21 protein-coding genes are annotated in these 24,953 nt (G+C 43.4%); 6 read left to right on the top strand and 15 right to left on the bottom strand.

Features of this window, described 5'->3' with window-relative positions; translation table 11 throughout:
* Positions 1-24 precede the first annotated feature (24 nt).
* On the top strand, positions 25-2,538 hold the full coding sequence (locus PHS53_01645; GenBank protein ID MDD5356833.1) for a PBP1A family penicillin-binding protein: 2,514 nt from the start codon (positions 25-27) through the stop codon (positions 2,536-2,538).
* 6 nt (positions 2,539-2,544) lie between these two features.
* Here PHS53_01645 and PHS53_01640 read toward each other — a convergent pair whose 3' ends face one another.
* From PHS53_01640 to dnaA, 3 genes are all read right to left on the bottom strand, one after another.
* Complete coding sequence (locus tag PHS53_01640; protein ID MDD5356832.1) at positions 2,545-2,808, bottom strand: hypothetical protein; 264 nt, start codon at positions 2,806-2,808, stop codon at positions 2,545-2,547.
* 71 nt (positions 2,809-2,879) lie between these two features.
* Positions 2,880-3,980 (bottom strand): DNA polymerase III subunit beta, encoded by a 1,101-nt coding sequence (gene dnaN, locus PHS53_01635; GenBank protein ID MDD5356831.1) that lies wholly within the window; start codon positions 3,978-3,980, stop codon positions 2,880-2,882.
* Between the two features lie 286 nt (positions 3,981-4,266).
* Entirely contained in the window at positions 4,267-5,613 is a 1,347-nt protein-coding gene (dnaA, locus tag PHS53_01630; protein MDD5356830.1) for a chromosomal replication initiator protein DnaA, read from the bottom strand.
* A gap of 192 nt (positions 5,614-5,805) precedes the next feature.
* Between dnaA and rpmH the strand changes: the two genes are divergently transcribed.
* The 4 genes from rpmH to PHS53_01610 all read left to right on the top strand — a co-directional run bounded on the left by rpmH (position 5,806) and on the right by PHS53_01610 (position 7,667).
* A complete protein-coding gene (gene rpmH, locus PHS53_01625) occupies positions 5,806-5,940 on the top strand; it encodes a 50S ribosomal protein L34 (GenBank protein ID MDD5356829.1) in 135 nt (44 codons plus the stop codon).
* 127 nt (positions 5,941-6,067) lie between these two features.
* Entirely contained in the window at positions 6,068-6,376 is a 309-nt protein-coding gene (gene rnpA, locus PHS53_01620) for a ribonuclease P protein component (protein MDD5356828.1), read from the top strand.
* A 68-nt stretch (positions 6,377-6,444) separates the two neighbouring features.
* A complete protein-coding gene (locus PHS53_01615) occupies positions 6,445-7,200 on the top strand; it encodes a YidC/Oxa1 family membrane protein insertase (GenBank protein ID MDD5356827.1) in 756 nt (251 codons plus the stop codon).
* Positions 7,201-7,205: 5 nt separating this feature from the next.
* Entirely contained in the window at positions 7,206-7,667 is a 462-nt protein-coding gene (locus tag PHS53_01610; GenBank protein MDD5356826.1) for a hypothetical protein, read from the top strand.
* 81 nt (positions 7,668-7,748) lie between these two features.
* On the opposite strand, the gene PHS53_01605 is transcribed toward PHS53_01610, so the two are convergent.
* The 11 genes from PHS53_01605 to PHS53_01555 all read right to left on the bottom strand — a co-directional run bounded on the left by PHS53_01605 (position 7,749) and on the right by PHS53_01555 (position 22,689).
* Positions 7,749-9,017, bottom strand: a complete 1,269-nt coding sequence (locus PHS53_01605) for a hypothetical protein (GenBank protein ID MDD5356825.1) — start codon at positions 9,015-9,017, stop codon at positions 7,749-7,751.
* 27 nt (positions 9,018-9,044) lie between these two features.
* Entirely contained in the window at positions 9,045-9,911 is an 867-nt protein-coding gene (locus tag PHS53_01600) for a pilin (GenBank protein ID MDD5356824.1), read from the bottom strand.
* A gap of 86 nt (positions 9,912-9,997) precedes the next feature.
* Entirely contained in the window at positions 9,998-11,149 is a 1,152-nt protein-coding gene (locus tag PHS53_01595) for a hypothetical protein (protein MDD5356823.1), read from the bottom strand.
* Positions 11,088-11,978 (bottom strand): hypothetical protein, encoded by an 891-nt coding sequence (locus PHS53_01590; protein ID MDD5356822.1) that lies wholly within the window; start codon positions 11,976-11,978, stop codon positions 11,088-11,090. The genes PHS53_01595 and PHS53_01590 overlap by 62 nt, the downstream gene beginning before the upstream one ends.
* A 29-nt stretch (positions 11,979-12,007) precedes the next feature.
* Positions 12,008-13,831, bottom strand: a complete 1,824-nt coding sequence (locus PHS53_01585) for a DUF87 domain-containing protein (GenBank protein MDD5356821.1) — start codon at positions 13,829-13,831, stop codon at positions 12,008-12,010.
* Positions 13,832-13,843: 12 nt separating this feature from the next.
* On the bottom strand, positions 13,844-14,485 hold the full coding sequence (locus PHS53_01580) for a hypothetical protein (protein ID MDD5356820.1): 642 nt from the start codon (positions 14,483-14,485) through the stop codon (positions 13,844-13,846).
* Positions 14,486-14,548: 63 nt separating this feature from the next.
* Positions 14,549-15,001 (bottom strand): PrgI family protein, encoded by a 453-nt coding sequence (locus PHS53_01575; protein ID MDD5356819.1) that lies wholly within the window; start codon positions 14,999-15,001, stop codon positions 14,549-14,551.
* Between the two features lie 12 nt (positions 15,002-15,013).
* Positions 15,014-15,760, bottom strand: a complete 747-nt coding sequence (locus PHS53_01570; protein ID MDD5356818.1) for a hypothetical protein — start codon at positions 15,758-15,760, stop codon at positions 15,014-15,016.
* A 9-nt stretch (positions 15,761-15,769) separates the two neighbouring features.
* Positions 15,770-19,132, bottom strand: coding sequence for a hypothetical protein (locus PHS53_01565; GenBank protein ID MDD5356817.1), 3,363 nt, complete (start codon positions 19,130-19,132; stop codon positions 15,770-15,772).
* A 137-nt stretch (positions 19,133-19,269) separates the two neighbouring features.
* Positions 19,270-21,657 carry a hypothetical protein gene (locus PHS53_01560; protein MDD5356816.1) on the bottom strand — a complete coding sequence of 796 codons (2,388 nt, stop codon included), beginning with the start codon at positions 21,655-21,657 and terminating at the stop codon, positions 19,270-19,272.
* Between the two features lie 36 nt (positions 21,658-21,693).
* A complete protein-coding gene (locus PHS53_01555; GenBank protein MDD5356815.1) occupies positions 21,694-22,689 on the bottom strand; it encodes a hypothetical protein in 996 nt (331 codons plus the stop codon).
* Between the two features lie 118 nt (positions 22,690-22,807).
* On the opposite strand from PHS53_01555, the gene PHS53_01550 reads away from it, so the two are divergent.
* Positions 22,808-24,172: a hypothetical protein gene (locus tag PHS53_01550; GenBank protein MDD5356814.1), complete on the top strand. Its 1,365-nt coding sequence runs from the start codon at positions 22,808-22,810 to the stop codon at positions 24,170-24,172.
* Here PHS53_01550 and rsmA read toward each other — a convergent pair.
* Positions 24,126-24,953 carry a 16S rRNA (adenine(1518)-N(6)/adenine(1519)-N(6))-dimethyltransferase RsmA gene (gene rsmA / locus PHS53_01545; protein ID MDD5356813.1) on the bottom strand — a complete coding sequence of 276 codons (828 nt, stop codon included), beginning with the start codon at positions 24,951-24,953 and terminating at the stop codon, positions 24,126-24,128. The two genes, PHS53_01550 and rsmA, sit on opposite strands and share 47 nt — an antisense overlap.

The raw sequence follows: 24,953 nt of genomic DNA, 5'->3' as shown, positions 1-24,953 counted from the left end.
CCACTCTGTGCTATTATAGCTTCTATGCAGATTAAGAAAAAAATCCTGCGACTCATAAAAAAGAAGTGGTTTCCTCAAGCCCTTCTTATCTGTCTCGCTCTCTTCTTCCTTGGAAGCGGAGCTTTTATTATTTGGATTTCCACCTTGGAAATGCCGAATCTCAACACTTTTGAAACCCGTACCGTAAGCCAATCCACAAAAATATACGACCGAACCGGTAAAGTGCTCCTCTATGACATCCACCAGGGTGTGAAAAGAGACAGTATCCCCTCGAGTGAAATGTCGCAAAACATAAAAAAAGCGGTGGTGGCCATTGAGGACGCTGAGTTTTACGAGCACCACGGCATCAAGCCGACAGCGATACTTCGGGCTTTTATTGTAAATATCATGTCATTGCAGTTGAGCCAAGGCGGTTCAACTATTACTCAGCAAGTGGTGAAAAATTCCCTCCTCACAAACGAGCGCACTATAACCAGAAAAATCAAAGAATGGGTTTTGGCGCTCAAGCTTGAGCGGATGATGGATAAAGATTCAATTCTCACCTTATATCTCAACGAAAGCCCGTTCGGGGGCAACATCTACGGAATTGAGGAAGCAAGCCAGACTTTTTACGGCAAAAAAGCGTCAGAACTTACTATCGCAGAGAGCGCATATATCGCTTCTCTTCTTAAAGCTCCCACTTTCTTCTCCCCTTACGGAAAAAACAAAGACCAGCTTGAGGCGAGAAAAAACTTGGTGCTCGATAGAATGTTTCAGAATAAATTTATAACACAAGAGGAATATTCAGCTGCAAAAGCTGAAGTGGTAGCATTCCTTCCGCAAGAACCGACCGGCATACGCGCTCCCCACTTTGTCGCATATGTTACCAATCTTCTAGAAAAAAAATATGGCACTGAAGCTCTTCAGGCAGGCGGATTAAAAGTTATTACTACGCTTGATTACGGACTTCAGCAAAAGGCAGAAGAAATTGTAAAAAAATTCGCGCTTGAAAATCAGAAAAAATTTAACGCAGAAAATGCTGCGATGGTAGCCATCGACCCCACTACTGGAGACATTCTCGCAATGGTTGGTTCCAGAGATTATTTTGACAAAAAAATTGACGGTAATTTCAATGTCACTACGGCACTGCGCCAGCCCGGTTCAGCATTCAAACCAATCGTCTATGCAACAGCATTTAATGAGGGGTACCAGCCTGAAACAGTCCTCTTCGATCTTCCCACTGAATTTTCAAGCGAATGTAACCCCGACGGCACGCCAAAACATCCCGATGCGACTTGTTACAAGCCGTCCAACTACGATGATCAATTCAAAGGGCCTTTGAGTTTGCGCCGAGCGCTTGCCGAATCAAGAAACATTCCTTCAATTGAGACGTTGTATTTGGCAGGAATCAAAAGTTCAATTAAAACCGCTCAAGACCTCGGTATCACAAGCCTCACAAATCCTGACAATTACGGACTCACGCTCGTGCTTGGAGGCGCAGAAGTGTCTCCGCTCGAACTCACAAGCGCTTACGGCGTATTTGCAAATAACGGAGTGAGAAACCCGTATCAAAGTATTCTTGAGGTGAAGGACCATACAGGACAAACATTGGAAAAAGAGGAATTGCATCCATCTGAGGTTCTTCCTGAACAGTCAGCTCTTAAAATATCCAGCATCCTCTCGGACGATGACGCCCGATCCGGAACATACGGGAGACATTCTGTCCTTTATTTTGAAGGAAGAGATGTTGCTGCAAAAACTGGTACCACAAACGACTACCGGGATACTTGGATCGTTGGATATACTCCTCACTTGGTTGTGGGAGCATGGGCAGGAAACAATGACAATCGTCCGATGGAGAAAAAAGTGGCGGGACTTGTTGTTGCACCGATGTGGAGCGCATTTATGAATGAAGCTTTGAAACAGCTTCCCGTGGAGAATTTCAAAAAACCAGCGTTCGAAGATCTTTCAAACCTCGCTCCTCCTATGCGAGGGGTGTGGCAGGGAGGCCAAACCTATTTTGTCGACAAAATTTCTGGCAAAGTCGCGACGGATTTCACTCCACCAGAGCTCCGAGAGGAACGAGCTGTGCCTGACATCCATTCAATCCTCTATTGGATAGACAAAGATGACCCGACAGGAGGAAGACCGGCGAATCCGAACGATGATCCGCAATTTTCACATTGGGAATACGCTGTAAGGAAATGGGTTTCTGGACAAGGTATCGCCGAGGGGGGAAGCATCCCCACAGATACTGACCCGCTCCATAATCCCCGATTCGCTCCAGAGGTCACTATCACAAGTCCAACACAAGAAAGCGTTCACCAATCCAGGGAAAGAATAGTTGTGAGCGTATTGCATTCCGGACATTTCGATCTCTCTAAAATTGATTACTTTCTGAATGGCACATATCTCGGATCAAGCACGGGAGAGCCATACTCATTCTCGTTCGTACCGAAAGATTCTCAATTCGCAAAAGGAGAAAACACTTTAAAAGCTGTCGCGTATGACGCTGCCCAAAATAAGTCGGAAACTTCGGTTTCCTTTATGATTCAATGATATCCCTTAGCGGATATCATGCGGAGCTTCCTCTTTGCACTTTTCTCGCAAAATTCTAAGAAGTTCTTGCTTTTTTATAAAAATCTGACTCTTCAAACTCCCGCTGGAATGGAGAAATACCACGACGTTGTTTTGAATTTTAAAATCTTGGGGAAGAATGCTAACTCCCAAACCCTCTGAAAGTCCTTTGGCGATCAATTCCCGCGTAAGGGCGCTTTTCTGACCCGCAACTTTGAATTTCTCCAGAAATTGAGAGATGTTGAAAAGCATAGCGGTTAGCGGTTAGCGGTTAGCGGTTAGGATATTTTCACGACACCCTAAACGCTCGACGCTATACGCTGTTATTTATTCATTGGCATCACAAGATAGGTAAATGACCTGTCAGCCACGCCTCGCATCACCATGGGCCGATTAAGCGCGCTAAACTCGAGAGAAACACTGTCTGCATCAATGGACTGGAAACAATCCATAATGTATTTGAAATTAAAATTAATTTCGATAGGTTCTCCGGTAAGAGCAGCTTCGGGAGAGCTTATGCTTTCTCCAACGTCGGCATTTTTTGTCTGCACTTCAAAAATCTCTTTCTTTGGATCAGCTTTCATGTGGACTTGCCGGAAAGCATCTGAAAATATATTTGAAATTTTCAGGGTGTTCACCAAGTCTTGTTTCAAAAGAATAACCTCGGTTCCGAATTTTTTTGGAATGATCTGTTTATAGTCAGGAAATACTCCGTCTACAACTCGAGACGTAAGATAAATCCCATCTGCAGAGAACGAAATCTGGTTTTTATTTGCTTCCACAGTAATTTCTCCCTTCACTTCCTCAAAAATTCTCACAATTTCCAAAACATTTTTAAATGGGATGAGAACATGCGAAAAATCTTTCGGTTTTTTGGTTTTTATTCTCTTTTCTGCAAGGCGGAATGAGTCAGTAGCAACAAAAACAAGAGAATCGTTCTCCGCATACATATAGACGCTTGAAAGTTCTGGCTTCATACTTGAAGTTCCGGAAGCGTACCAAACAGAGGTAAGTCCTTTTAAGAGGTCATTGGACTCGAGGTGAAAAACTGTTCCATCTTGTATCTTGGGGATAGTTGGAAAATCTTCATGAGGAAGAGATTTTATGGTGATAGAGGTTTTCCCGCCGGTAAGGGAAAGATTTCCTTTAGTTGTTTCTAATTTTATATTTTTATCAGTATAAAGATTTGAAAGGAAACCAGAAAGTACCGAACCAGAAACTGCGACAATTCCTTCTTCATCTACTTTCACTGGAAAAGATATTTCAACTCCCACATCTAAATTTGTCGCTCGTACAAATAAAGCATTTTTCTTCGCTTCAAGAAGAATACAACTTAAAACAGGAAGGGTAAGATGCTTGCCTGAAATTTTTTCTGCTTTTGATACAGCTCCGAATAATTTTTCTTTTGTACACTCTATCTTCATTGTTTGTTTTTATTCTTTATATAAATACCTATTACTACTATTAACCTTGTGTATATGTGGATATCATTTTTAACCGCTCTGTAACAACCTTTCTTAAGCTTATCTCTTTCCCCTTTCTGTGTATATGTTTTTTAGGTTGTAGATTCGAAAAACGGTTCTTCGGGGCTATCCACTTTTTAGCCTTCTTTAGAGCCGTTTTTCTACAATGAGCTCACATAAAATCCACGAAAATTCCACACTCTTTCCACACATTATCCACAAATCATCTCCCTCAATCAAACTCTCGCTAAATAAGAGCTCTGATTCTGCTCAACTCTTGCACGAGGAGCTGGTCGACTTTTAAGTCGTTTTTAATTTTTTCACAAGAGTGCATGACGGTTGTGTGATCTCTCCCGCCAAGTTTTTGGCCGATTGATGGATACGACACATTGAAATCTTCCCGGAGGATGTACATGATGAGCTGTCGAGGCTTTACGATCTCCTTCTTTCTAGTCTTTTCGTAGATACTCGCCTCTTCAATATTGTAGAAGTCAGAAATAATTTTAATGATATCTTTCGGAGAAATGTTTTTCTTCGGTTTCGAAGTATTTTTGATGAGATTTTTAATATCAGCGAGCCCGAGTTCGCTGTTCTTAAGCTGTGTCTGGCAAATAATTGAGTTTAAAACTCCTTCGAGCTCTCGGATGTTCCCTTCAATGGAAGAAGAAAGATAATCGATTGCTTCATCGGACAGGGTAAAATTATTTTGCTTTGCTTTCGCTTTCAAAATTGCTACTCGGGATTCGTAGTCAGGCGGAGGGATTTCTACGATCATTCCTGCGCTGAAGCGCGATTTAAGGCGCTCCTCGAGATCTGGAATGTAGTTCGGATGTTTGTCGGATGAAAATACGATCTGCTTATTGTTCTCGTACAAAGCATTGAAAAGGTGAAATAACTCTTCCTGCGTCTGGGTTTTTTTGGAAAGGAACTGGATATCATCCATGATTAACACGTCGTATTTTCGATATTTTTCTTTGAATTGGTTTGGCTTATTATTTTGAACTGAAGTGATGTAATCCACCGCGAATGTTTCGGAAGTGACGTAGAAAATTTTTCTTCCCGGGTTTCCGCCTTTCAAAGAGTTTCCGATGGCTTGGATAAGATGTGTTTTTCCGTGGCCGGTATTTCCGTACACAAAGAGAGGATTGTAAGCGGTCCCGGGTTTTTTTATTACTGCTTGCGATGCGGCGAATGCAAGATCATTGAAAGGGCCGACAACAAAAGCGTCAAAAGTATATTTTGGATTTAAATTGTCTTCTTTGTTGATGTAGTAGTCATTCAAAGGAAGCTCGTTGCTTTGAATTGGCGTAGCTTGCCGAGTTGCCTCTCCCTCTTTCTTCCTTCCCTCATCTTTTGAAACAACATATTCTAAAGATCGGACATTTTCTCCGTATGTTCGGAGAGCTTTCAGGATATCTCTATGATATTTGTTATACAGCCAATCTTTTACAAAAGCATTCGGGACATTGAGGTACACCATTCCCTCTTCTTGCTTAGTAACAGCGGTATCTTTGAACCAAGTATGAAAATTTGCCTTGGAAAGGGATAATTCCAGTTCAGCTAAGACAGACCCCCATAGTTTTTTGTTGTCCATAGAGTGAAAAAAATGCTTTTAAGATGTGAAAAGATAGAAAAAGAAAAACAGTATCATTATATACCGAATGGAAAAAAGTAAAGCTTGTCCACAGTCATTAAAAATGTTGAAAGACTGTGGAAAGAATGTGGATAGTGAAAAATACCATCTTATTTGCCAGAAATCGTTTTTTTGTGATAGAGTGATGGAACTATGTCAATCACATACCAGCCGAAAAAGAAGAAAAGAGCTCGAACGCACGGCTTTTTAGCTCGAAAGAAGACAAAAGGAGGTAAAAATACTCTTAAGAGAAGGATGCAGAAGGGTCGTAAAAGACTCTCGGTCTAAGGACAGCGTTTAGCGTAAAGCGGCTAGAAATAAAATTCAAATTTATGGAGTATTCCCTTACGCTATCCGCTATCCGCTTTACGCTATTCCCCGTATGCTAGCTCGAAAACAAAGAATTTCGAGAGTTATGTTTGCCGATGTCCTTAAGAGGGGTATGTGGTACCACTCCCCTCACCTCACCCTACGAGTGTTAGCTGTTTCTCTACAAATAAAGAGCCGTTTTGCAGTGTCAGTTTCTAAGAAAGTTGCCAAGAGAGCGGTGGCCAGAAATCTCCTGAAACGAAGACTTTTAAGCATCATACAGGAGGTACTTAAGGAGACGAGACCTGATTCGAACGGCATTTTTTTCTACAAAAGTGGCGGTGCGGAGCTAACCTTCAGTGCATTGAAGGAGGAAGCCCTCTCTCTCTTAAAAAAGTCCCGGATTCTCCCGTAACATTTCCCGAAAAGTCCGTTATAACCGCTTAATTTGTATTCACAAAGCTTTTTCTGTAGAATGGCGCTATGTTTTCATTTATTGGCCATCTTTTTTCCGTCGCCTACAATGGCGTTTTTTACAGACCTCTCTACAATGGATTGGTATTTTTAATTGGTTTTATTCCGCATGGCGATGTCGGCGCTGCTATTATCCTGTTTACCATATTGATCCGGTTTGTTCTCTATCCCCTTTCTAAGAAATCTCTTGAAAGTCAGAGAAAAATGAAGGAGCTTGGTCCTCAGATGGAGCAGATTAAGATCGATTTTAAAGACAATAAAGACGAGCAGGCGAAAAGAACTCTCGCCCTCTACAAGGAGAACAAAATAAATCCTTTCTCGGGGATTCTTTTTATGTTTATCCAATTGCCGATCGTTATCGCTCTCTACCAGGTGTTTCGAGGAGATCTTTCCAAGGCGATGATAGATCTGAACCTTCTTTATTCTTTCATACATACTCCGAGTGTAATTAATCTCCATTTTCTAGGGTTTTTGGATATTACTCATACAAAAAATATCGTTTTGGCGCTTCTTGCTGCAGCGAGCCAATTTTTCCAGGCGAAGTACACACTTTCTGCCACTACTCCTTCTAAAGTTCCAAGTGATCCAAATAAAAAAGCGTCATTTCAGGATGAGTTTTCCAAGGGCATGAGCCTCCAGATGAAGTATATGTTGCCAGCGATGATCGGGATTTTCGCCTATGGGTTTTCCGGAGCGGTCACTTTATACTGGATTACCAACAATCTTTTCAGCATTGTCCAAGAGCTTTTAATTAAGAAAAAATAAATGTCATGCATACGGAGGATATCAAGAAGGTAATAGAAGAACTTTTGTCCCTAATGGCTTTGCCTATCGATCGTATTGAAGTTGGGGGTTTAGAAAAAGAACCAAAATTCTTGATTTCAACGAAAGACGCCCGGCTTCTTATTGGGAAAAATGGAGAGACATTTTCTGCCTTTGCTCATATTGTAAGAAAAATTGTCGAAAAAAAGATTCCTCTGGAGGGGAAAATTCCTTTTTCACTCGACGTAAACGGCTACCAGGATCAAAAAGTGAGAGAAATGTACGCGAAAATCCAAGTATTGGTAGATAGGGCGCGCACACTCCAGACAGGAGTCGAGCTTTCCCCTATGCCAGCGTATGAGAGAATGATGGTGCATGAGGCACTCGCAAATATTTCAGATATTACGACTGAATCTACAGGAGAGGGGAAAGAACGGAGGGTCGTTATTAAATATGTGAAAGCAAAGTGATTAGGGTGTAGGGTAAAGGGGTAAGGGTATAAAATTCAAAATCTCTTCACTTTTTCAACCCTACACCCTTCACCCTATCCCCTACCTTAAATCAAATGACCAGAGAACGTCATTTTTTTTGTTTGTGAAAAAGAGATGATCTTCAGTGTTGTCTGTAAATAGATTTATTCCATCAATGGTTATGCCGTTGTCTACAGAAACGAGAAGCTCTGATTCTCCTGTCTTTACATTGATTTTCCAGATATTATCCGAAGAAGAAATCTTTCCCTGGTACCAATCATCGGGGTACGTTGCGGAAGTTCGGGTTCTTGGAACCAGGCACCAGGCGCTCGCTGTGTCTTTATGGCTCCATAAACATTTTTCAGGAAGAGTTTGAATTGGGGCAAGGTTTGTATCACCCGTTTTCACGTTGAATATGTTCAAAGTAAACCCTTGTCCTTGAGACTCAGAATAAAGAATATATGAAGCGTCCGGATTGGTGAGCGTGGTAAGTCCATTGATTCCGCCCAGAATTTTTTTCTGGCTTCCATTCGTGGTGTTTATAAAGAAGAGAAATCCTGAAGCTTGCGAGGAAGCTTTTGTAGTAAGGGTAACGGTGCTTTCTTTTGGCCACGTAGGAATCCATTCTGTGAGAGGTGATTTGAATACCGTGGTTTGTTTTTTGCCGTCAGGATTGGAAATGAAACCAATTCCCTGTCCCGCTACATTTTCCAGACCGAATATTTTGTTTTTTCCTCCCGTTATGAGCTCAAGTATATTTGCGTCAAGAAAATTGCCATCAATACTGCCAGGTTCGCTTTCCGAGGATGTTGCGATGATGAGTTTTCCGTAGAACGTATCAATTTCATCAGAATCTGTCTTTGCATAGCGGACGAGAAGAGAGTCCCCTCCCGGTATCCAGAGTGTTTCCTGCACTCTCGGAATAGTGGTATTTGAAATCTCTGTCGCATTCCCTAAAGGTGTTGAACTCGAGAACGTGCGTTCGAAAATGTGTCCGGTTCCTCGTTCCATATAGCGGACGACTGTTGAAGTTCCCGAGTCGAAGACAACTCCTCCCGTCATCGCGATGATGATATCCGAGTTGTTGATTGATGCCGGCTCAAGTTTTTGCAGAGATATTTCATTTTGCTCTGCCGCTTCATTTACAGAAGTATCTATAATCGCGGTTGCGAGAGGAGTATTCCCCGGACCAGGAACCGCATTATTCACCTGGTTTCCAAATGCAAATTGCCCGGGATTATTTGGCGGAGTGATAGTCTGCGTTTTTTTAATAAAAAGATAATATCCCGATACTCCTCCGACAAGAAGTATGAGTGCCAGAAGTATTAAAATAAGTGTTTTTTTGTTCATTTTTCTTTTAACAGCAAAAAACCGTTTTTAGTTGTAAAACTCACTTGTTGCGTCGTAACAAGCTGTAACATCTTGGCTCGCTTGGACGAATGCCCAATTGAACGGAAGTGCATCGATAGCCGCCGTCCTTGTTGTTTCGCATTGGCTTTTCGCTTGGCTTTTCGGTAAACGAGGGGTGCATGTTTTTGTCGGATTCTGAAAATAATAAATGTCATTATTCACACGATATTCTTTCGTAGGATTATTGGGGCTTAGGTAGTAGTCTAACGGTATCCATGAGACAAATCCTCGAACCTGTTTGCCTGTGTAAAAACAGAATACACTCGTTCGTTCAGGATCTTTTGGCTTGGCTGGTGGTTTAGGTGCAGCTGGTGTTTCTGGTTTTGTGGTCACAGTATCCCCAGGTTTGCTTGCTGGTGCTACCGGATTTGTCGCCACCTGATCAGGGGCACTATTATTTACCGAAAGTGTTTGCGGAACATTGCCTCCGCCAGTAGAATTCAAAAAATCGAGGCTTACCAGAGCGGGATTTATTGTGTAGAGGATGACATAGGAAGAAAGAGCCAGAAGAAGACCTATGATGGCATTAGTTATCCTTGTCTTCGCATCTTCCTTGCTTGCGATTTTATCGGTCATCACATATTCAAGCCCTCCGACGACTATCATAAGCACTGCGAATATTCCGCAAAGCCCGATGCCCAGTTTGAAAATGTCTCCGAGGTACGTGGCAAGATTTACGCCTCCCACTACAGCATCGCCCGGGGAATTTACTCCCTCGATTGGCGCAAGGGATTTATAGGATTGCTCTTGAAAGAAAGCAAGTGCTTTATGGGTAGCGCCAAAACACAGAACAAGACAAAGGATGCATACGTAGATTTTTGTTGCTGTTTTCATCCCGTTAGAAGCTAGCTTCGATTATTTGGTAAATGTTTGGATTAGGCATGATTTGTAAATATGGGTTGCTTCTAACGGGATTCATTTTAAATTGAGGTTGCATTTGTCTTTGTTATAGTCGGCAAAAATATGGAGCTTTTCGTTTCCGCAGATTGAAGAAATGAAGCGCTGTTTGTCACCCCAAGAGAAATAACTGCCGTGCCTGTTTGGCTGTTTTGCCGGAGTGTCGCACTTTTTCCGTCCGCGCTTTGTCCGTCTGTGAAAGGACTCCCATTCATACTCCAAGAAAAGGTAAGTGGATCATTTGCATTGAAAAAGTATGGCACACCAACCATTTTTATCTCTGGATTAATAAGAGGGAAACTCGCCGGAAGTGATTTTTCGTATGTAATTCCCAAAAGCGGATCATCTTCGTATAAAACAACCTGCAAAGTTGCGGGAGAAATAACGATGCTCTTTTCTGCTGTTTGATTTCCTACAAGTGTGCTCGCTTCTACTTTTATGGTAACTGGCCGAGAGAAAAGATCTCCTGTAAATGTGTAAATATTTTTCCCGTACCCGGAGTCGTCTCCCAGTATTTCTCTGTCCTTTGTCCATTTATAGAGAAGCTTTTCAGCTGGAATAAGGTTGCCACTTGCATCGGTAAGGTCCGGGAGTGCCACGACCTTGGCCGTTCCTTGAGGAGGGAAAAGTGATTTTCCTTTGTAAAATGGGGGGCTATAGGAAGTCGCTTCCCATGCCAGATCGACATTTGCAGCCTGAAGGGAAAGTAATTTTTCTACGTGCGTGCCATCGGGGGCATCAACAACGACGCTTAGGTTCGTTGTTTTTCCTGCATTGCCTGTTGTGAATGAAAAAGTAGTTCCTCCAATACCTGTTTTCTTGATATTCCCATTCACAGACCAAGAAATTTTTGATTTTTGCAGATCGAAAAGATACCCTTCAATTGTGGCACTTACCTCTGAATTCGGCTCGGGATTTTGGGGCTGTATTGAAAGAGAGACTGAATTTTCGGGAGCGATAATTTCTGCAGAGGCGGTCAAGTGAGATAAGGACACAAGACACAAAAGGATGAGTCCAGAGAGAAAAAGAGTAGCGGCTTTCTGTATAAGAGCGCTTTTCATGTATCCTGTTATTTTACCATAGTCAAAAGATACCTTATCAACAGCTCTGGCTTCAAACGCCATTTTTCCGATCCCTTTCTTCCCATATTTTATCGAGTCTATTCCCCATTCCACCCATCTTCTCTTGGAGCATTTTTTCTTCTTGTGCTGTTCGCTCATCTCTTCTTTTCCAGATATCGTCAGCTTGAGCGATAGCGCCGGTCCGATCCCTTTCTTGCCATATTCTATCTGCTTCTGAAGAAGCATCTCCTCTTCGTTGAGGCTCTTCTGTGACCCGCTTTGCCGGCTCATCTCTTGGAATTTCCGGTCTTCTTTCCTGTCCCCCGCTAGATATTCCCGATTGATTTGAAAGATCGAGGGTGTTGGTTGGGAGCATCGCTTGTTGTTCTTTTTCTTCTTCTCTACTTCCACTTCCCATTCCCTCTCTTGTGTACCCCTCTCTTCCGTTTCGCCTATCATCTCTCCTCGCTTCCAATGCTTGTTTTTTTGCCCCTTGTGATAGTGCTTTTTTGCCGCCAGGCAACATTTTTGCAAGCGTCCCGCTTCTATCCTGCGCAGCTAGGTCTTCAACCCAAGAAACGCCGATATTTATCATAACGTTTGCGGTCCATGCTGGAAGCGCGTTGAGTACCGGAATAAGTTTAATGATAACTGTTATAATGAACGCGATAAGTCCAGTGGCACTTGATTTCCCTTCGGCTGATATTTTAACGAATTTTACTCTTTTGAATCGAAACCATAGCCAGAATCCGAAAATCACAGCTATATCAATGAGCCAGTTGAGAATAACTCCTATAAAAAGGATTTCGTCAAGAAAATTGACCAAAAATTGCACCAAATCAATAATAAGCGCGAAAAAAATCAAAAGCGCAGCCGCTCCCGGCGTGATTCTTGGTTTTATTTCCCTTACTTCCTTCGCTAGAGTAAAAAATTTTCGCAGCATCTTGAGTGGGGTGAGATAGGACTTAGTGATTATCCCTGTCCAAGTCCTGCGAGCTCTTCTTTTGCTTTTTGTATGGCAAGAAGCTGGGAAGGGTTTGAGGTGATGATTTGATCTTCAGTGTATGAGGCGATAATTTTTATGGCCACATGTTTTGTTCCCGCAAAGAAAATTCCCTCTCCCACATCAGATTCGAGGAGGAGATATTTTTCTTCGTCAGTAAGCGAGAATGTTTTCTGGAGGATATCAATTGAAGAAGCGGACTGTTTGAGAAGGATTTGGATCGACGAGTTGGTGATAATCGGGAGTCCATAAGGAGAGCGGAGGAAGTCATCGACGTCCTGGGTGATAGTTGCAAGTCCCAAATAATATTTTCGGCATCGTTTTGCGAGGCCAAGGAGGAATGATGCTGTATCTTCGGATTTCATCATCCACCACGCTTCATCGATTACCAAGAGGCGTTTCTTCAGCTCTTTTCGAATAGCGTTCCAGATATAGTGAGTGACGATGTACATTGCCACAGGCTTTAGTTCATCTTCCATATCTCTAAGAGAAAACACCACGAATTTTTTGTTGATGTCGATGTTTGTTGGCTTGTTGATAAACCCTGCCCACGTTCCTTTAGTAAATTTGGTAAGTCGCTGTGCCAATGACTCCCCTCCTTCCATTCCCGCGAGAACCAATTCGAAGTCGGATAGGAGCGGAGGTTCGATGTTTGAGAAATCAGAATCGGCAGTGATGTCTTTGAGTGCGTAGGTTTCGGTGATAGCTCGGTCTATGACAGCGTCTTCTTCCGGAGAAAGTCCTCCAAGCATAAGACGGAAAAGCCCAACCAAGTTCACAATATTCGAGCGCAAGACGTCTGCTTTTGATTCATCAGGTCGAGGTGCTGGCAGATCGAACGGATTGATATGATGTTCAGAATTAAGAGAAATGTTGAAATATCTTCCGCCTGTTGCTTCCGCCATATATTCATATTCTTTTTCCGGGTCAATGACCAAAACATCCGCGTCGAACATAAGGGTTCGAAGGATTTCAAGCTTGGAAGCGTATGATTTTCCAGAACCAGCCTTAGCAAACGTCACTGAATTGTAGTTTTCAAGGGAAAATCGGTCGAAAAGCACAAGGCTTGAATTGTGGCGGTTTATTCCATACAAAATTCCTTTGTCGGATGAAAGGTCGAATGAGATAAACGGAAAAAGGCTTGAAAGAGGAGAAGAATTTAATTTCGAGTGCACTTCCAAGAGATCTTCTCCTACCGGAAGCACGGTCTTGAAGCCTTGTTCCTGCTGGAAAAGCGCCGGTTTCAAATACACTAGTTTTGCTTCGAGAATTGATTTGATCTCCGATTCTATCTTATCGAGTTCCTCATTTGTTTCACCATAAACGGAAATATAAAGACCGACGTCAAAAAGTTTTTCCTGCGCCTGCTGGAGGCGGTCCCGCAACCCTTCAAGGTCCTGATAGGCGGTATCGAGCACTGGGTCGCGCACCAATCCTTTTGACTGTCTCCCGGATATTTGGCTTTCCACCTCCGCAACTTTTTTCTGGAAAGTACGCAACACTTTCGCAGTCTCGATCGGGTGCACGAATATTGAAATGTCGAAAACTTTATCGAGATTTATGATTGGAGAAAACCAGCTGTCAGAGAGAAATCTTGGATAGGAAATGACGAAGAATGTGCGAACGATCTTGTCTCCGAGATTCAGTTCGCGCGGAGTTATTTTAAGGGCGGACGGAGCGATAATATCTTTAAGTTCCAATACTCCAGATTCATAAATCTCTTGCGGCAAAATAGGCGCAATTTTCGGCACGGTATTTTCTTTTTTTCCAAATAGGTTGCTTAAAAGTCCCATACTATTTTGAAATTATTCAACATGAATCGGCTTTTCGGTGTCTCCTGGATTAAATATCTTGTAGAAGAGTTCGACGATTTCCTCCGTGCCAAGTCCGATGGTTTTGACTCCGCAACGAACAAGCCCTTGCGAAACAATACCAACTCTTTGTTCGAGCTGTGTTCTGTTTTCTTCAAAATCCCTTTTCTTTGAGAGTTCTGCTTCTGTTTTTTTCTCCCGCCTGAATACTTTCATTATTCCCTCCCCTTTTGAATTCAACACGGAAGGATTGAAAGGGACAATTATGAAAAAACTTTTTTTCATAATGTTGGCATTGTCACTGAAGCTTTTCACGAAATCGATATATTCGCGTGTCTGAATTCTCATAAGGTCCCCTGTCTGGGCCTTGTATCTTTCTTCCAAGAGCGCGATATATGGGCGAATATCGTACTTTCGTGATTGAAGAAACATCTGCACCGAAAAATCAAGAGAGTTCAAAAAATTTTGAAATTGAATAATGATTCCGGCCTGTTCATCAGAGGATTTGAGGGCAAAGTTTACCGAAGAGGCGAGAAGAATTGTTCTCATTCCTCCATCTTTAAGCACCACGATTCCATCGCGAATTTCTTCTATTGGTACAAATGCTTGGGTTGCTTCGCTTGTTTGAGACGCCATAGGTTACATTATAGACGGCGAAGTCACTCGTTACAACGGATAAATCTGTTTTTCAGCTAAATATCAGCGATCTTCTCTTCTTCCGAGTGTTTTTGTCTCTTTTGAATAGATGGTACCCTTTTCCCTCTCGTTTATATCAAGGCTCCAAGAGAGATCGCTTAGCTTGCTATCAGAGAGTTTAGGAACCCGAAGTGTCGGCTGTGAGGTTTCAACTTCCTCCTTCTTTTCGATTTTTTTGTCCTGTCTTTTCCAGATGTAGAGTTTTTTGCTGAAAAGATAATTAAAAGCGGCTTCGACAATAAGGATAAAAGGCTTTTCGTTCACTTTGTAGAAAGCGAGAGCGAGTGAAAAACCAGCGACAAGCAACATGAGAGCATAAGATATGTAAGAAGGCAGAAAAGCATATAGAAGATACGAAAACCCGGCTCCTCCGGCAAGATAGAGAAATTGTTTGACGGTAAGAGGCCCGAAAACTTTGTCTTCTATTTCGATGAATTGAGGGACTTGGAATTGCATAGTTGTTCGTTTTTAAGCTTTTGGCGGTTCTCGATAAGGATCAGTTGTGTATTTTGTGGGTGCAGCAGGTCGAGGTGGTGCGGGAGTTACCGGGGGTTTTTCGGCCACTTTTACTTCGGTGACAGGCATTTTCACAGCACTTGAAAGTTTTGCTTCCATAATGTCCATATGAGGTTTTATTTCGATGGAAGTTGGCTTAACAATTGGCGGTGGAGTTGGTTGAGGTGGTTGCGGGGTTGGCACGGGCGGTTGAGAGGGCGTTACTGCGGGTGTTGGTGTTGCGGGAGTGAGTTTGATCACCGCAGGAGGAACCGGTGTTTTTTCGACTGACAATAAGTGAGCTGTCTTTACTGGATTTTCGATTCCGTGAAGCACGTCTTCTTTTTTTAGAGCCGAGACATCTTCTTCTTGTTTTGTTCCGCTCAATTTCCTCATCGCGTCTCGGATAGGGAGGAAAATTTTCTCATTCAGTGCAGACACAACTGAAGAGATTTTTCCGTCGTCGAGCTCATCCCAATCCTCATCCTTCGCTATTTTTTTTAGTTTTCCTGTGAAGTCGCCGGCATTTAACTGGCCAAGAATGATCTGGTTAATGAGATCGTATATCACTCCAAGTTGGCTCAAATTCAGATCATTCTTTACTCCAATCTCCCGGATGACAGAAACCCAATCAGTATCTTTAAAAGCGACTTTAGTTACTGTATTGTCTTTGGTTATTTCGGCCAAAGCGTCGATTTGGTGGTCTAGATAGATAATCATAGTATTTGCTTAATAGGTTCTTGGATCAGGTCTCGGATCTCCAGGGTTGGGAACAAATGGAACTCCTCTTGCTGCGGCGTCTTCCATAGCGGTGGTTCTTCGTGCCCTCCATTTTATATCATCGGTAACATACTTTCTTGCTCTGATATTGCCGTCAGGTCCATTTAAGTTGTATGCAATCTGTGCCCTTTCCACGATCGTTTCAGGATGCATAATGTCCACACTTGTAAATACCCCGCCCCTATCCCTTTTCACTTTGAGTCCCAGTCGATTGTCTCTCCATTCTTTGCCAACTCTGTTATTGAGCCAGTAATCCATAGCGGTAGCGTCAGCTTCGGAGATTGGTCCATCGTTATGCTCAAAATCATCCGTGATGTTTCCGGCCGCATTCGCAGTATATCGTGCCATCTTTTCCGCCATAAGACCATCCTTATCCACGTCGTCAGCTCGGAATCCTTCAGAGATAATACCTTGCGCTGCATACTTTCGCTGAATTGAGCTATTTCTGACAGCGCCTCTGTTCAGCCAGAATTCGTGAGGTCCTTTACCGCTCATCCATCGCCTGTATCTTTCCTCGCCGGCTGCCATATAATCTTGATCCCCATGATGAAGCCTAGCGTATTCGTCTCTCTCTGCTTGGGTTAAACTACCACTCTGCAGTCTCAAATATTCACCCATCGCGTCTTCACCTCCATAGACATAGTGTTCGCCCACAGCGTCTAGGAGTTTTCCTCTCTCTTCAATGCCTTTTTCTCTCCAGTCTTTTTTCGAAACATCAATTCCGTACGCCATAGCTGTCGCGTCCATAGCTGCGGTTCCTTTTGCCAGTCGCAATTTTCTTTCAGCTGCAACACTCAAGAATCCCAGCCTTCTCGCGTCTTCAATCGGCCCATGGTCGATGTTTTCAGTAATTCTTCCGTCTTTGTTATCGGTGAAGAGATCCGGTGCGATTTGATGCATATGTTTGATCGAGAGACCCTTCCTCTTTTGTATATCGGTCGCCAATTTCTTATCCCATTTTCTCATACTTAACATGTTTTGGGCGTAAAGTTCATTTCTGGCCGCACCTCTTACCGCGCTGAAATCGACGACTTCTCCGGTCTCTTTTCCGTTTTTGTCCACAACGTTATATCTGCCTCCGTTCGAGAATGCTTCCTCGTATTTATCCAGCTCATTTTTGTATAATTTCGAAATAGCAATTTGACGGTCGAATTTTCCGTGTTTCAATTCATCCTTTTCCTGCTGGGTTAAATCGTCGCTTTTATCAATTGACTCTATATCTTGGTCAGTACTTGCTTCACCGATCATTTCCATATCGCGATGATTGAAGAGCCCCTTATTAGTTTTAAGCATTTCTATCTTCTCTGAACCGGAAAGTTTGCCCCAAGCCTGTTCCACAGCGTCTTTGTCCCCCTTTCTTAATCCCGCGATCACTGCGTCTTTCTTTCTGTTGCTCTCTTGAGCAGACCTAAGAACATGTTCCTCGTGGTAAACATCTTCAGCGCTTTTCTCTCCGCCGAATTTAGCATCTTTCAAAAAGCCGGTAGTCGAACCTCGAATCTTGGAGCCGACAATTCCTTGACCTCCAACAAGCCAGTTAAATCCTCGTGGAGCATTTGTATTCGCCCATTTCTCATCAAGACCTCGTGCCCACCAGCCGATTGTATTTCTCCCCACAACGCTCTGGAGCGCGCCCTTCCCTTTTTGCACCCACTCCATTGCCGCACTTGCTCCCTCGATTCCAATCTCATTTGCCGAGACAAGAGTGGTCATAATGAGGGTGTTGACGATTATATAATTGTAGAAGATTGCGAATATCGCGCCGAGTTCACTGCTGAGATTTGCATCGTTTGAAGCAGAGAAACTTCCTGGCGGGAGACTCCTCACAATTTGTATGGTGAGAAAAAGGAATAGCATATAGACGGGAGCAAAGAGCAGTTGCGGTACCAGTTTGCCCCAGTAGAGTTTTTCTGAGTATTTATCTCCTGGAACTGCCATAAGGGCAAATGCGATAGGAGAAAAAACCATACAAACAAGAAGCGTTGCCACTCGTGCTCCGAAGAGTGAAATAGAAGCAAGCAATACAAGAGCGGTGGTAAACATTACCATCGTGCCGAAAATGGTGGTGACGAGGATTCTGCTGAATGAAATCTTGTTGCCACTACTTTCGGCGACTGCGGTATTGCTTATTCGGTCTGGAATTCCTACGTTTTCTTTTCTCGGATCTGCTGTGTTGGCGCTTTCCACTAACCCGCTTTTAATAGTCGGAGAATTGTAATTATAAATTCCCTGAAGAGCCATCGCATTTAAAAATACAGATGAAATGCTTCCTGTGCGCGAGCCTGGGTCGATTATTCCTGACGTCAGTCCTGCGTTCGGCGGAGGAGCGGTGTCTTTCGCTATCTTGAGTGTGGCATTATAAAAACCGGTGGCGATGAGGTTCGAGGCGTCTATCATCACACTAGTAAAGAAGAGACTGAAATTGATAAGGAGCGCCATCACTATCACTCGTATCACCTGTTTTTTCGTCTCTACTCCAAGGTCCAAAATTGTAGCGATTGCGAGATAAAGAAGGATAAATATGAAAAATGCGTTCGCGATATCCCGAGCCGCTCTCCAAGCAACTGCTATAGTGCCTACCCTCTGGATGATTCCTCCCATTCCGGCTACTGTACCGGAGATTATGTAGTCAAAGAGAATGCTTACAATGAAGAGAAAGAGCGCGGCGAGGCTAAGGATCAGATTTCCCACCCAGAGCGCTGCGATATTAAGACACGCAACCAAACTAAATTTACTATTCCATGTGCAGCTTACATCACCCATAAGCCGATTCGAATCTGCCGTTGCTTGAGCGGCCTGGCCACTGTTCATGTTTACAGTTCCCGCAGCTTCCTTTATGTCACTATTTATGGCTGCTATTTTTTGTTGGTCTTCATTAACGGCTACCGTATCGCCCGCTGCCTGGTCGGCAGCTAATTTTTTCCTTGTTGCTGCAAGTTCTGCATTTAAACCATCCTGAATAACATTTATCCAACCCGTGTGGGTCAGTGTTTGGGCTGTACCGCTTCCTATAAAAGGTATCTGTGCTCCAAAAAGTTGCGCGGCTGACTGAGAAAAAGTACTGTCTCCAGTATCAACTGGTACAGCTGTATTGCCCGTTATGCGGTATTTAGTAGCTTGGTAGACAAAATACGTTTGTCCGTTTACTACATAAGGCCCATTAAGATCATTTGGATCGAAGGGTGCGGAACTACCTCCGATTGAATTGTAATTGAATTCTATCGTATGCCCACCTATTTGTACTGTGTCTGCCTTGACGCTTGCTCCTAAGGGGAAAATTATTCCTATTCCTATTACTAATAGAATAGTCATCAATGAGAAAACTTTTCTCGTCTCTTTAGAAGCCGGGAGTAAATTTTTTTGTTTCTGTCCCAGCACTTCTCCTTTTTGAATTTGTTTTTTTCTATCGAACATTTGATAAATTTTAATCGATTCTTCTCTATTATACGTTAAGGATTATTCTGGACTCCCTCCAATGCCTCACACTCATCCAGTTGCGTCTGCGCATCACCTTCGATTGTGCCAACTTGGCCTGTCAGAGACTGGATATCTTCCTCGAGCGTATTTCCGGTGTTTACATATTGGGATTTGTAGGTATTTATTATTGTGTTCGCGTCTGCTACGGTAGTCGCTGCTGTGAGAGCGTTTCGGATTTTTTGCAGAGCGTTTGCTTTCGTATTCACTATCGAAATTTCATGTGCGAGAGCAGTTTTCACCGGTGCTATGAGAGTTGAAAGAACGGTATCCGCTGAGTCGATTCTTCCTCCCGCAAGATTTTTATCACTGTCTGAAAGCGGCGGATCGAATGAAGGATCGAGCTTGTCTTCGTAACAGATTTTCACCTGCCCAATGAGGTTTTCCGCTTCATTCACCTTAGCGAGTGCCCCGGTAAAGAGGGTTAATCGGTTTGGATTTTTTGCTTTTGTGAGATTTTCATCAATCAAGGCAAGAGTGGGCCCTTTTGCTTGAGCGAGGGTGACGATATCTACTCCGCTATTCAAATCAGCAAGGAACGAAACTTGAGAAATGGTTCCGTTTTTATTTACCTTGCTTCTCGTTGGCGCACTTGTTCCACTCAAGCCTCCAGAACTGGTTGTCACCATATTTATGAGCTGGCCCATAAGAGCGCCGATAATCTCATTGATGTCGTGGACATTTTCAAGAGTGATAAGATCGCTTCCAAGAGCTTGATTTAGGTTTTCACGGAGAATGCTTCCGGGAGTGACGACGCTTTGGTGGTCACACGGAGAACCTTTGCTTCCATCGCACACTGTTTTTGGCTTAAAACCTTGTCCAGCCAAATACTCGAGTTCTTTGCGGTGCTCTTCTTCCTGCACTAATACGTTGTTTCTGTTTATCGCTGCCAGTGTTGCGCATTGGTAATTATTGCAATTTTGAGAAACGTCATAGAATCCTTGCAAGCCTCCGGCATAAAAATCTCCTCCAAGAAATTGATTTACTACTCCTTGTCCCTGCGCGAGAGCGCTTGTAAACACTGGCTGAAGGTTGAAATTTCCTGTACGCGCGCCGATGATAGCTTGGGCTATGAGTGGCCCGTAAGGTGTCTGGAGGAGCCCGCTTTTGGTGATAAAGGTCGCTGTAACATCATCTCCGACTTTTTCCATAAATCCTTTGAGATCGGTCACGAATGCGGGCGCGCCTTTGAAACCTGTATTTATCCACTGCACGATGCTCGTAGCGATCTGATGCACCATTCTTTCAGCGATCATTTTTGCGATGCCGTCGAGGGTGAAATCTTTCTTGACTTGAGCAGTTGTATTTGCGTGTGTACCAACTGCAGCTTTTTCGAGAATGTCGTTGGTGACTGGCACCGCTGTTCCCTTTTGCTTACCTGATTCCACATTCCCCTGCTGGACTATTGGTTGGACGATCGGATCTGCTGTTCCTGTCGATCCCGTCAAAAGTCCCGCTACTCCTCCAGCAGCTGTTATTCCAGAGCCGGAAGATCCCGAAGCTGAATCTGGTTGCGCGTAATCATCAAGGCTATTGAAGTTTTGTTCTGCTGTTGCCTGGTAATCTAATGCAGCTTCATAATTCTGGCGCGCAGTAGTGAATTCATTCAGAAAATCTTGATCTTGCTGTCTGATCGAGTCGTATGATTCTGCAGAAAGGGGCGGTATATTAGTCCCATTGTATCTATTGTAATTGGCGATGTCTTCATTTGCTTGAATGACATCGGCTGCTTGGATGCCCCCGTCGGCATCAAAAATGTAAGGATATTGGTCGTGAAAGTAATTTAACTTGCTACTCGCATCTGTAAGATCTTGCTCTGCTTGTGCAGTAGCTATTTGGGCTTCTAGAGCTTGCTGTTGCGCATTATCCACCAAACCCGCATTAGGAGGTGTATTAGAAAAACCCGAATTCGTATTTGTCGGAGACACGACACATTCACCGCTGGAACAGTCTACTGGACCATTGTCCTCTGGAGGTGGTGGCGCTGGGGCATCGTTGCTCGTATCAACAATTGGAGCTGAAGGTGCACCTTCTGGGGTGTCTACTTCTCTTCCTGGGGCCGTTCCAAGTCTAGGAACATCATAATATTTACCTGTTGAAAGGTCTCGAATAACGTTATGACCACCGCAGATCCCGTAGAGGTCATCACTTGTATGATTACAACCACTGTATACCTCATAGGTTACTCCGTTCGGGAGTGTGTGTTTTCCTTTGTCCCACATAGGGACATTAACGTAAGAAAAATTAGCAGGAATCGCTATGACTGGATCAGCATAAACCTCTTTAACGAGACAACCCGTCACAAAGAAAATTGCCCCAAAACAGAGTGTAAATGCAAGAAATTTTTTGATCGAGTCTCTCATGAATAAAAGAAGACCATCATACTTAATTATACGTGCTTACTGTGTGGGACGAAAGGTATAACCGTACTCGTTTTTGTTGAAAACTACGCCATTTTTTGAGAAATAGTCCTGAAGGTCGGCGATTGACGTCGTGAGCTCGGTTTCTGCTTCGGAATAAGCCGAAAGACTCTTCAAAGTGGTCAAAGGATCTTCAAAAACGACTTTCATCCTGCTCGCGGACTCTGCCAAATCAGTCAAGGCGTTCATAAAATGAATATGAAGTTCTGCGGCTGTCGGCGGAACGGATATTTTCATTCCCTGACTTACTATTGTGGTATACCGAGCGATGATTGGGTCGAGCTCTTTTAGTTTTTCTTTGTCCTCTCCCGCGAGAGCTGATTGGAGTATTGTCGTTTCGCTTTCCAATTTTATTTTGGTATTCAGAACGATAATTTTTCCAAGAATATTTCCGTAAGCTCTGATTGTCTCTGCGCTTCCATCCGGAAGTACTTTGAGTTCAGATGCGCTGTGACGCTTGTAGGTAAATGGAGTAATACTCTCTGCTGTTAAGTTACCGATGAGCGCATTTTTTTCCGCATCAGTGAGAGTTCCTCCTGACGGATTCGTTCCTAAATATTGCGCAAGAAATTCTCTTGAGAGTTTTTCGGTTGGATTGAGATTTTCTGTTTCGGAGCTTTGGATAATTTTTTGAATAGCCGCATCTTTCGAAATTTTATCATTCGGTCCTGCTAATTTCGGATCTCTTCCCTCTTTCACTTCTTCCCCGTCAGAAGTTCCGTCTTTGTCGGTGTCAGAACTACTGGGATCCGTTTTCCAAAGTTTTTCTTCCCAATCCTTGAGCCCGTCCTGGTCGCTATCTTTATTTATTTCATTTTCAGCCAGGACTTGGAGGTTTTGATTTTGAGTTTCCGTTTTAGAAGCGAATGGATTGCGAATTTTAGTCCAGTCAAAATTTTTAAAAAAGAAAGCACCGCCAACAACAAGGATTGCAATTACGAGGAGAATAATAATTTTGTTGCTTGGTCGGTTCATTGCTTGTTTGTATAGCACGAGAAACGAGTCAAAGACTCTTTTCTTGCTTTTATTGTACCAAGAAAAACTGCTCTTGCTTGTGGACAGGTTCGTCTTTTTGTCTGGTACAATGAGACCAATGGCTTTTATGAAAGTGTTATTTAAAAAGAAACGGATATGTGTCTTTTTTCTGCTTTTTCTTGCCTTTTTTTCTTTTGTTCAAAAAGCCGAAGCCTCTCACAATATAATTGATGGGTTGGTAGAAAGGCAGAATAATGGAACGCTTGATACGTATCTAAATAAAAATGCTGGTGGTATAAAAAATGCCCTTTCACACCTAGATTTGGCAGAACTGCAATATCTTCACGATAACTTATCACCGGCGCAATTACAGAAGGTTATAACTATCGCGGGGGGAGAAAAAAATCTGACTTTTGGAAATCAAAAGCCGAATGGCTACGGGGAACAAGATCCCATCCAGGGGACTTTCCCAGATGACGGAAGAACTGGAACTACTCAGGAAAGAAAGAATGCTCTTCTTACTGGTAATCCTAACCCCACTCCACCGACAACTTCTCCTCCTACCACCCCACCCGATGCGACAGGGACAACGCCCCCAGTTACTTCTCCAGCCGGTGTCAAAGGCGGGCCTTTTGGTGGAGCGATTCTCATCCCTCCGATTCGTTGCGATAACGGAAGTATTTTAGTGAAAATTGGTCCGCCAACTCCGGGGTTTTATCTTTGGACGCTCAAAACAAAAAGTTACGAGAATGGGCCTCCTGTGGCAATCGGGCAATGTCTTCTTGGGATGGCTTTGGTCACGCCCGTGCCTTGTACAGTAGGTGGTAAGCCTGTTGGGAAACCGGGACTTCCCATTCTTTTTCACGGTTCGAGTCCTCCAGGACCAATTTGCATGGGAGCAACCTCTTCCGGTTTTATCATGTCTTCTCAATCTCCTGCCAATTCTGCCTGCTCTGGAGGCAGTTGCCCTCTTTCTACTGGCAGTTGTACAAGCGGAACCTGCGGACTTGGTAGCGGGAGCGGCATTGGATCATTCGGTTCATCGATTGGGTCATCTGGATCTGGGGCTTTCGGGGGACTTCAGGGTATGCTTGTGAATTTAGCGGGAGGAGTTTTAGGAAATATTTTAGGAAAGCTTGGCCAATCCTCTTCGCAAAATAATTCTTCTTCAGGGACAGGGACAACAAATCCTCCCTCGACAATTTTTATGCCTTCCCCAGAAAGCAAGCCTTTTGGCGGAGCGGTGCTTTCCCTCGCTCATTGCGATAACGGAGTTTTGGTTAAAATAGGTTCGCCGACTCCTGGGCTTTATTTGTGGCAATCAAATCCTTTGAATGGGTTGGTAAATCCTCCTCGTCCTATCGGATATTTGAAAGGAACGGCGTCTGTTTCTACACCGTGTCTTGTCGGCAATACTATTTCAGGACGAGGGCTTCTTATGCTTTCAATGACTCAAATAGTTTTGGGTCAGACTCTTCCATAACTTCTACAAGTTTTTTCCACTGAAGAAGCGTGAGGTCTTCTGCTCGCGCCCTTTCTCCAATTTCTACTTTCTTAAATATATTTTGCATGAGTTCTTGGGAGATATTTTTGTTTGTCCGCAAATTATTTTGAAGCTGTTTTCGTTTGCTTCCAAATCCTGCTTTTAAAAGATCGAAAAAAGTTTCTTCGCTTATTCCGCGGAAAAAATCTTTTGAAATGTTTTCAATCGCGAGAATGGCTGAATCAACAGCTGGGGAAGGAGTGAAGCTCCCCGCTTTTACGATGCCGATTATTTTGGGGGTGCCGTAGGCTTTCACACTCATTGAGAGAATGCTTTCTTTGCCATCTCGCGCGACGATTCTTTCTGCGACTTCTTTTTGTAGCATGAGGATCATTGTACTTGGCTGGGTCACTTCCGAAAGAAATTTTCTTATAAAAATGCCTGTGATGTAGTAGGGAATGTTTGCGACGAGCTTGTAGGAATTAACTTGTAGCTTGTAGGAAGAGGGCTCGAAATTCAGAATGTCGCCGTGAACAAGCGTGAAATTGCCCGAGGCAATTTCACGCTGGAATTTTTCCTCCAAAAACGGAATCAGTCTGTCGTCTTTCTCGACAGCGATAACTTTTCCCGCCTTTTCAAGAAGAAGTTCAGTCAGAGTTCCTTTTCCCGGGCCCACTTCAAGAACTATGTCTTCATGGGAGAGTTTTGCAGCCGTTACGATCTTTTCGAGCGCGGGCTTTGAATTTAAAAAGTTTTGTCCGAGTGATTTTTTCGCTTCCAT

Source organism: Candidatus Paceibacterota bacterium, from assembly GCA_028714635.1.
Classification (GTDB): Bacteria; Patescibacteriota; Minisyncoccia; order Phycocordibacterales; family JAQTLZ01; genus JAQTLZ01.
This window is presented reverse-complemented; position numbering and strand designations above follow the sequence as displayed.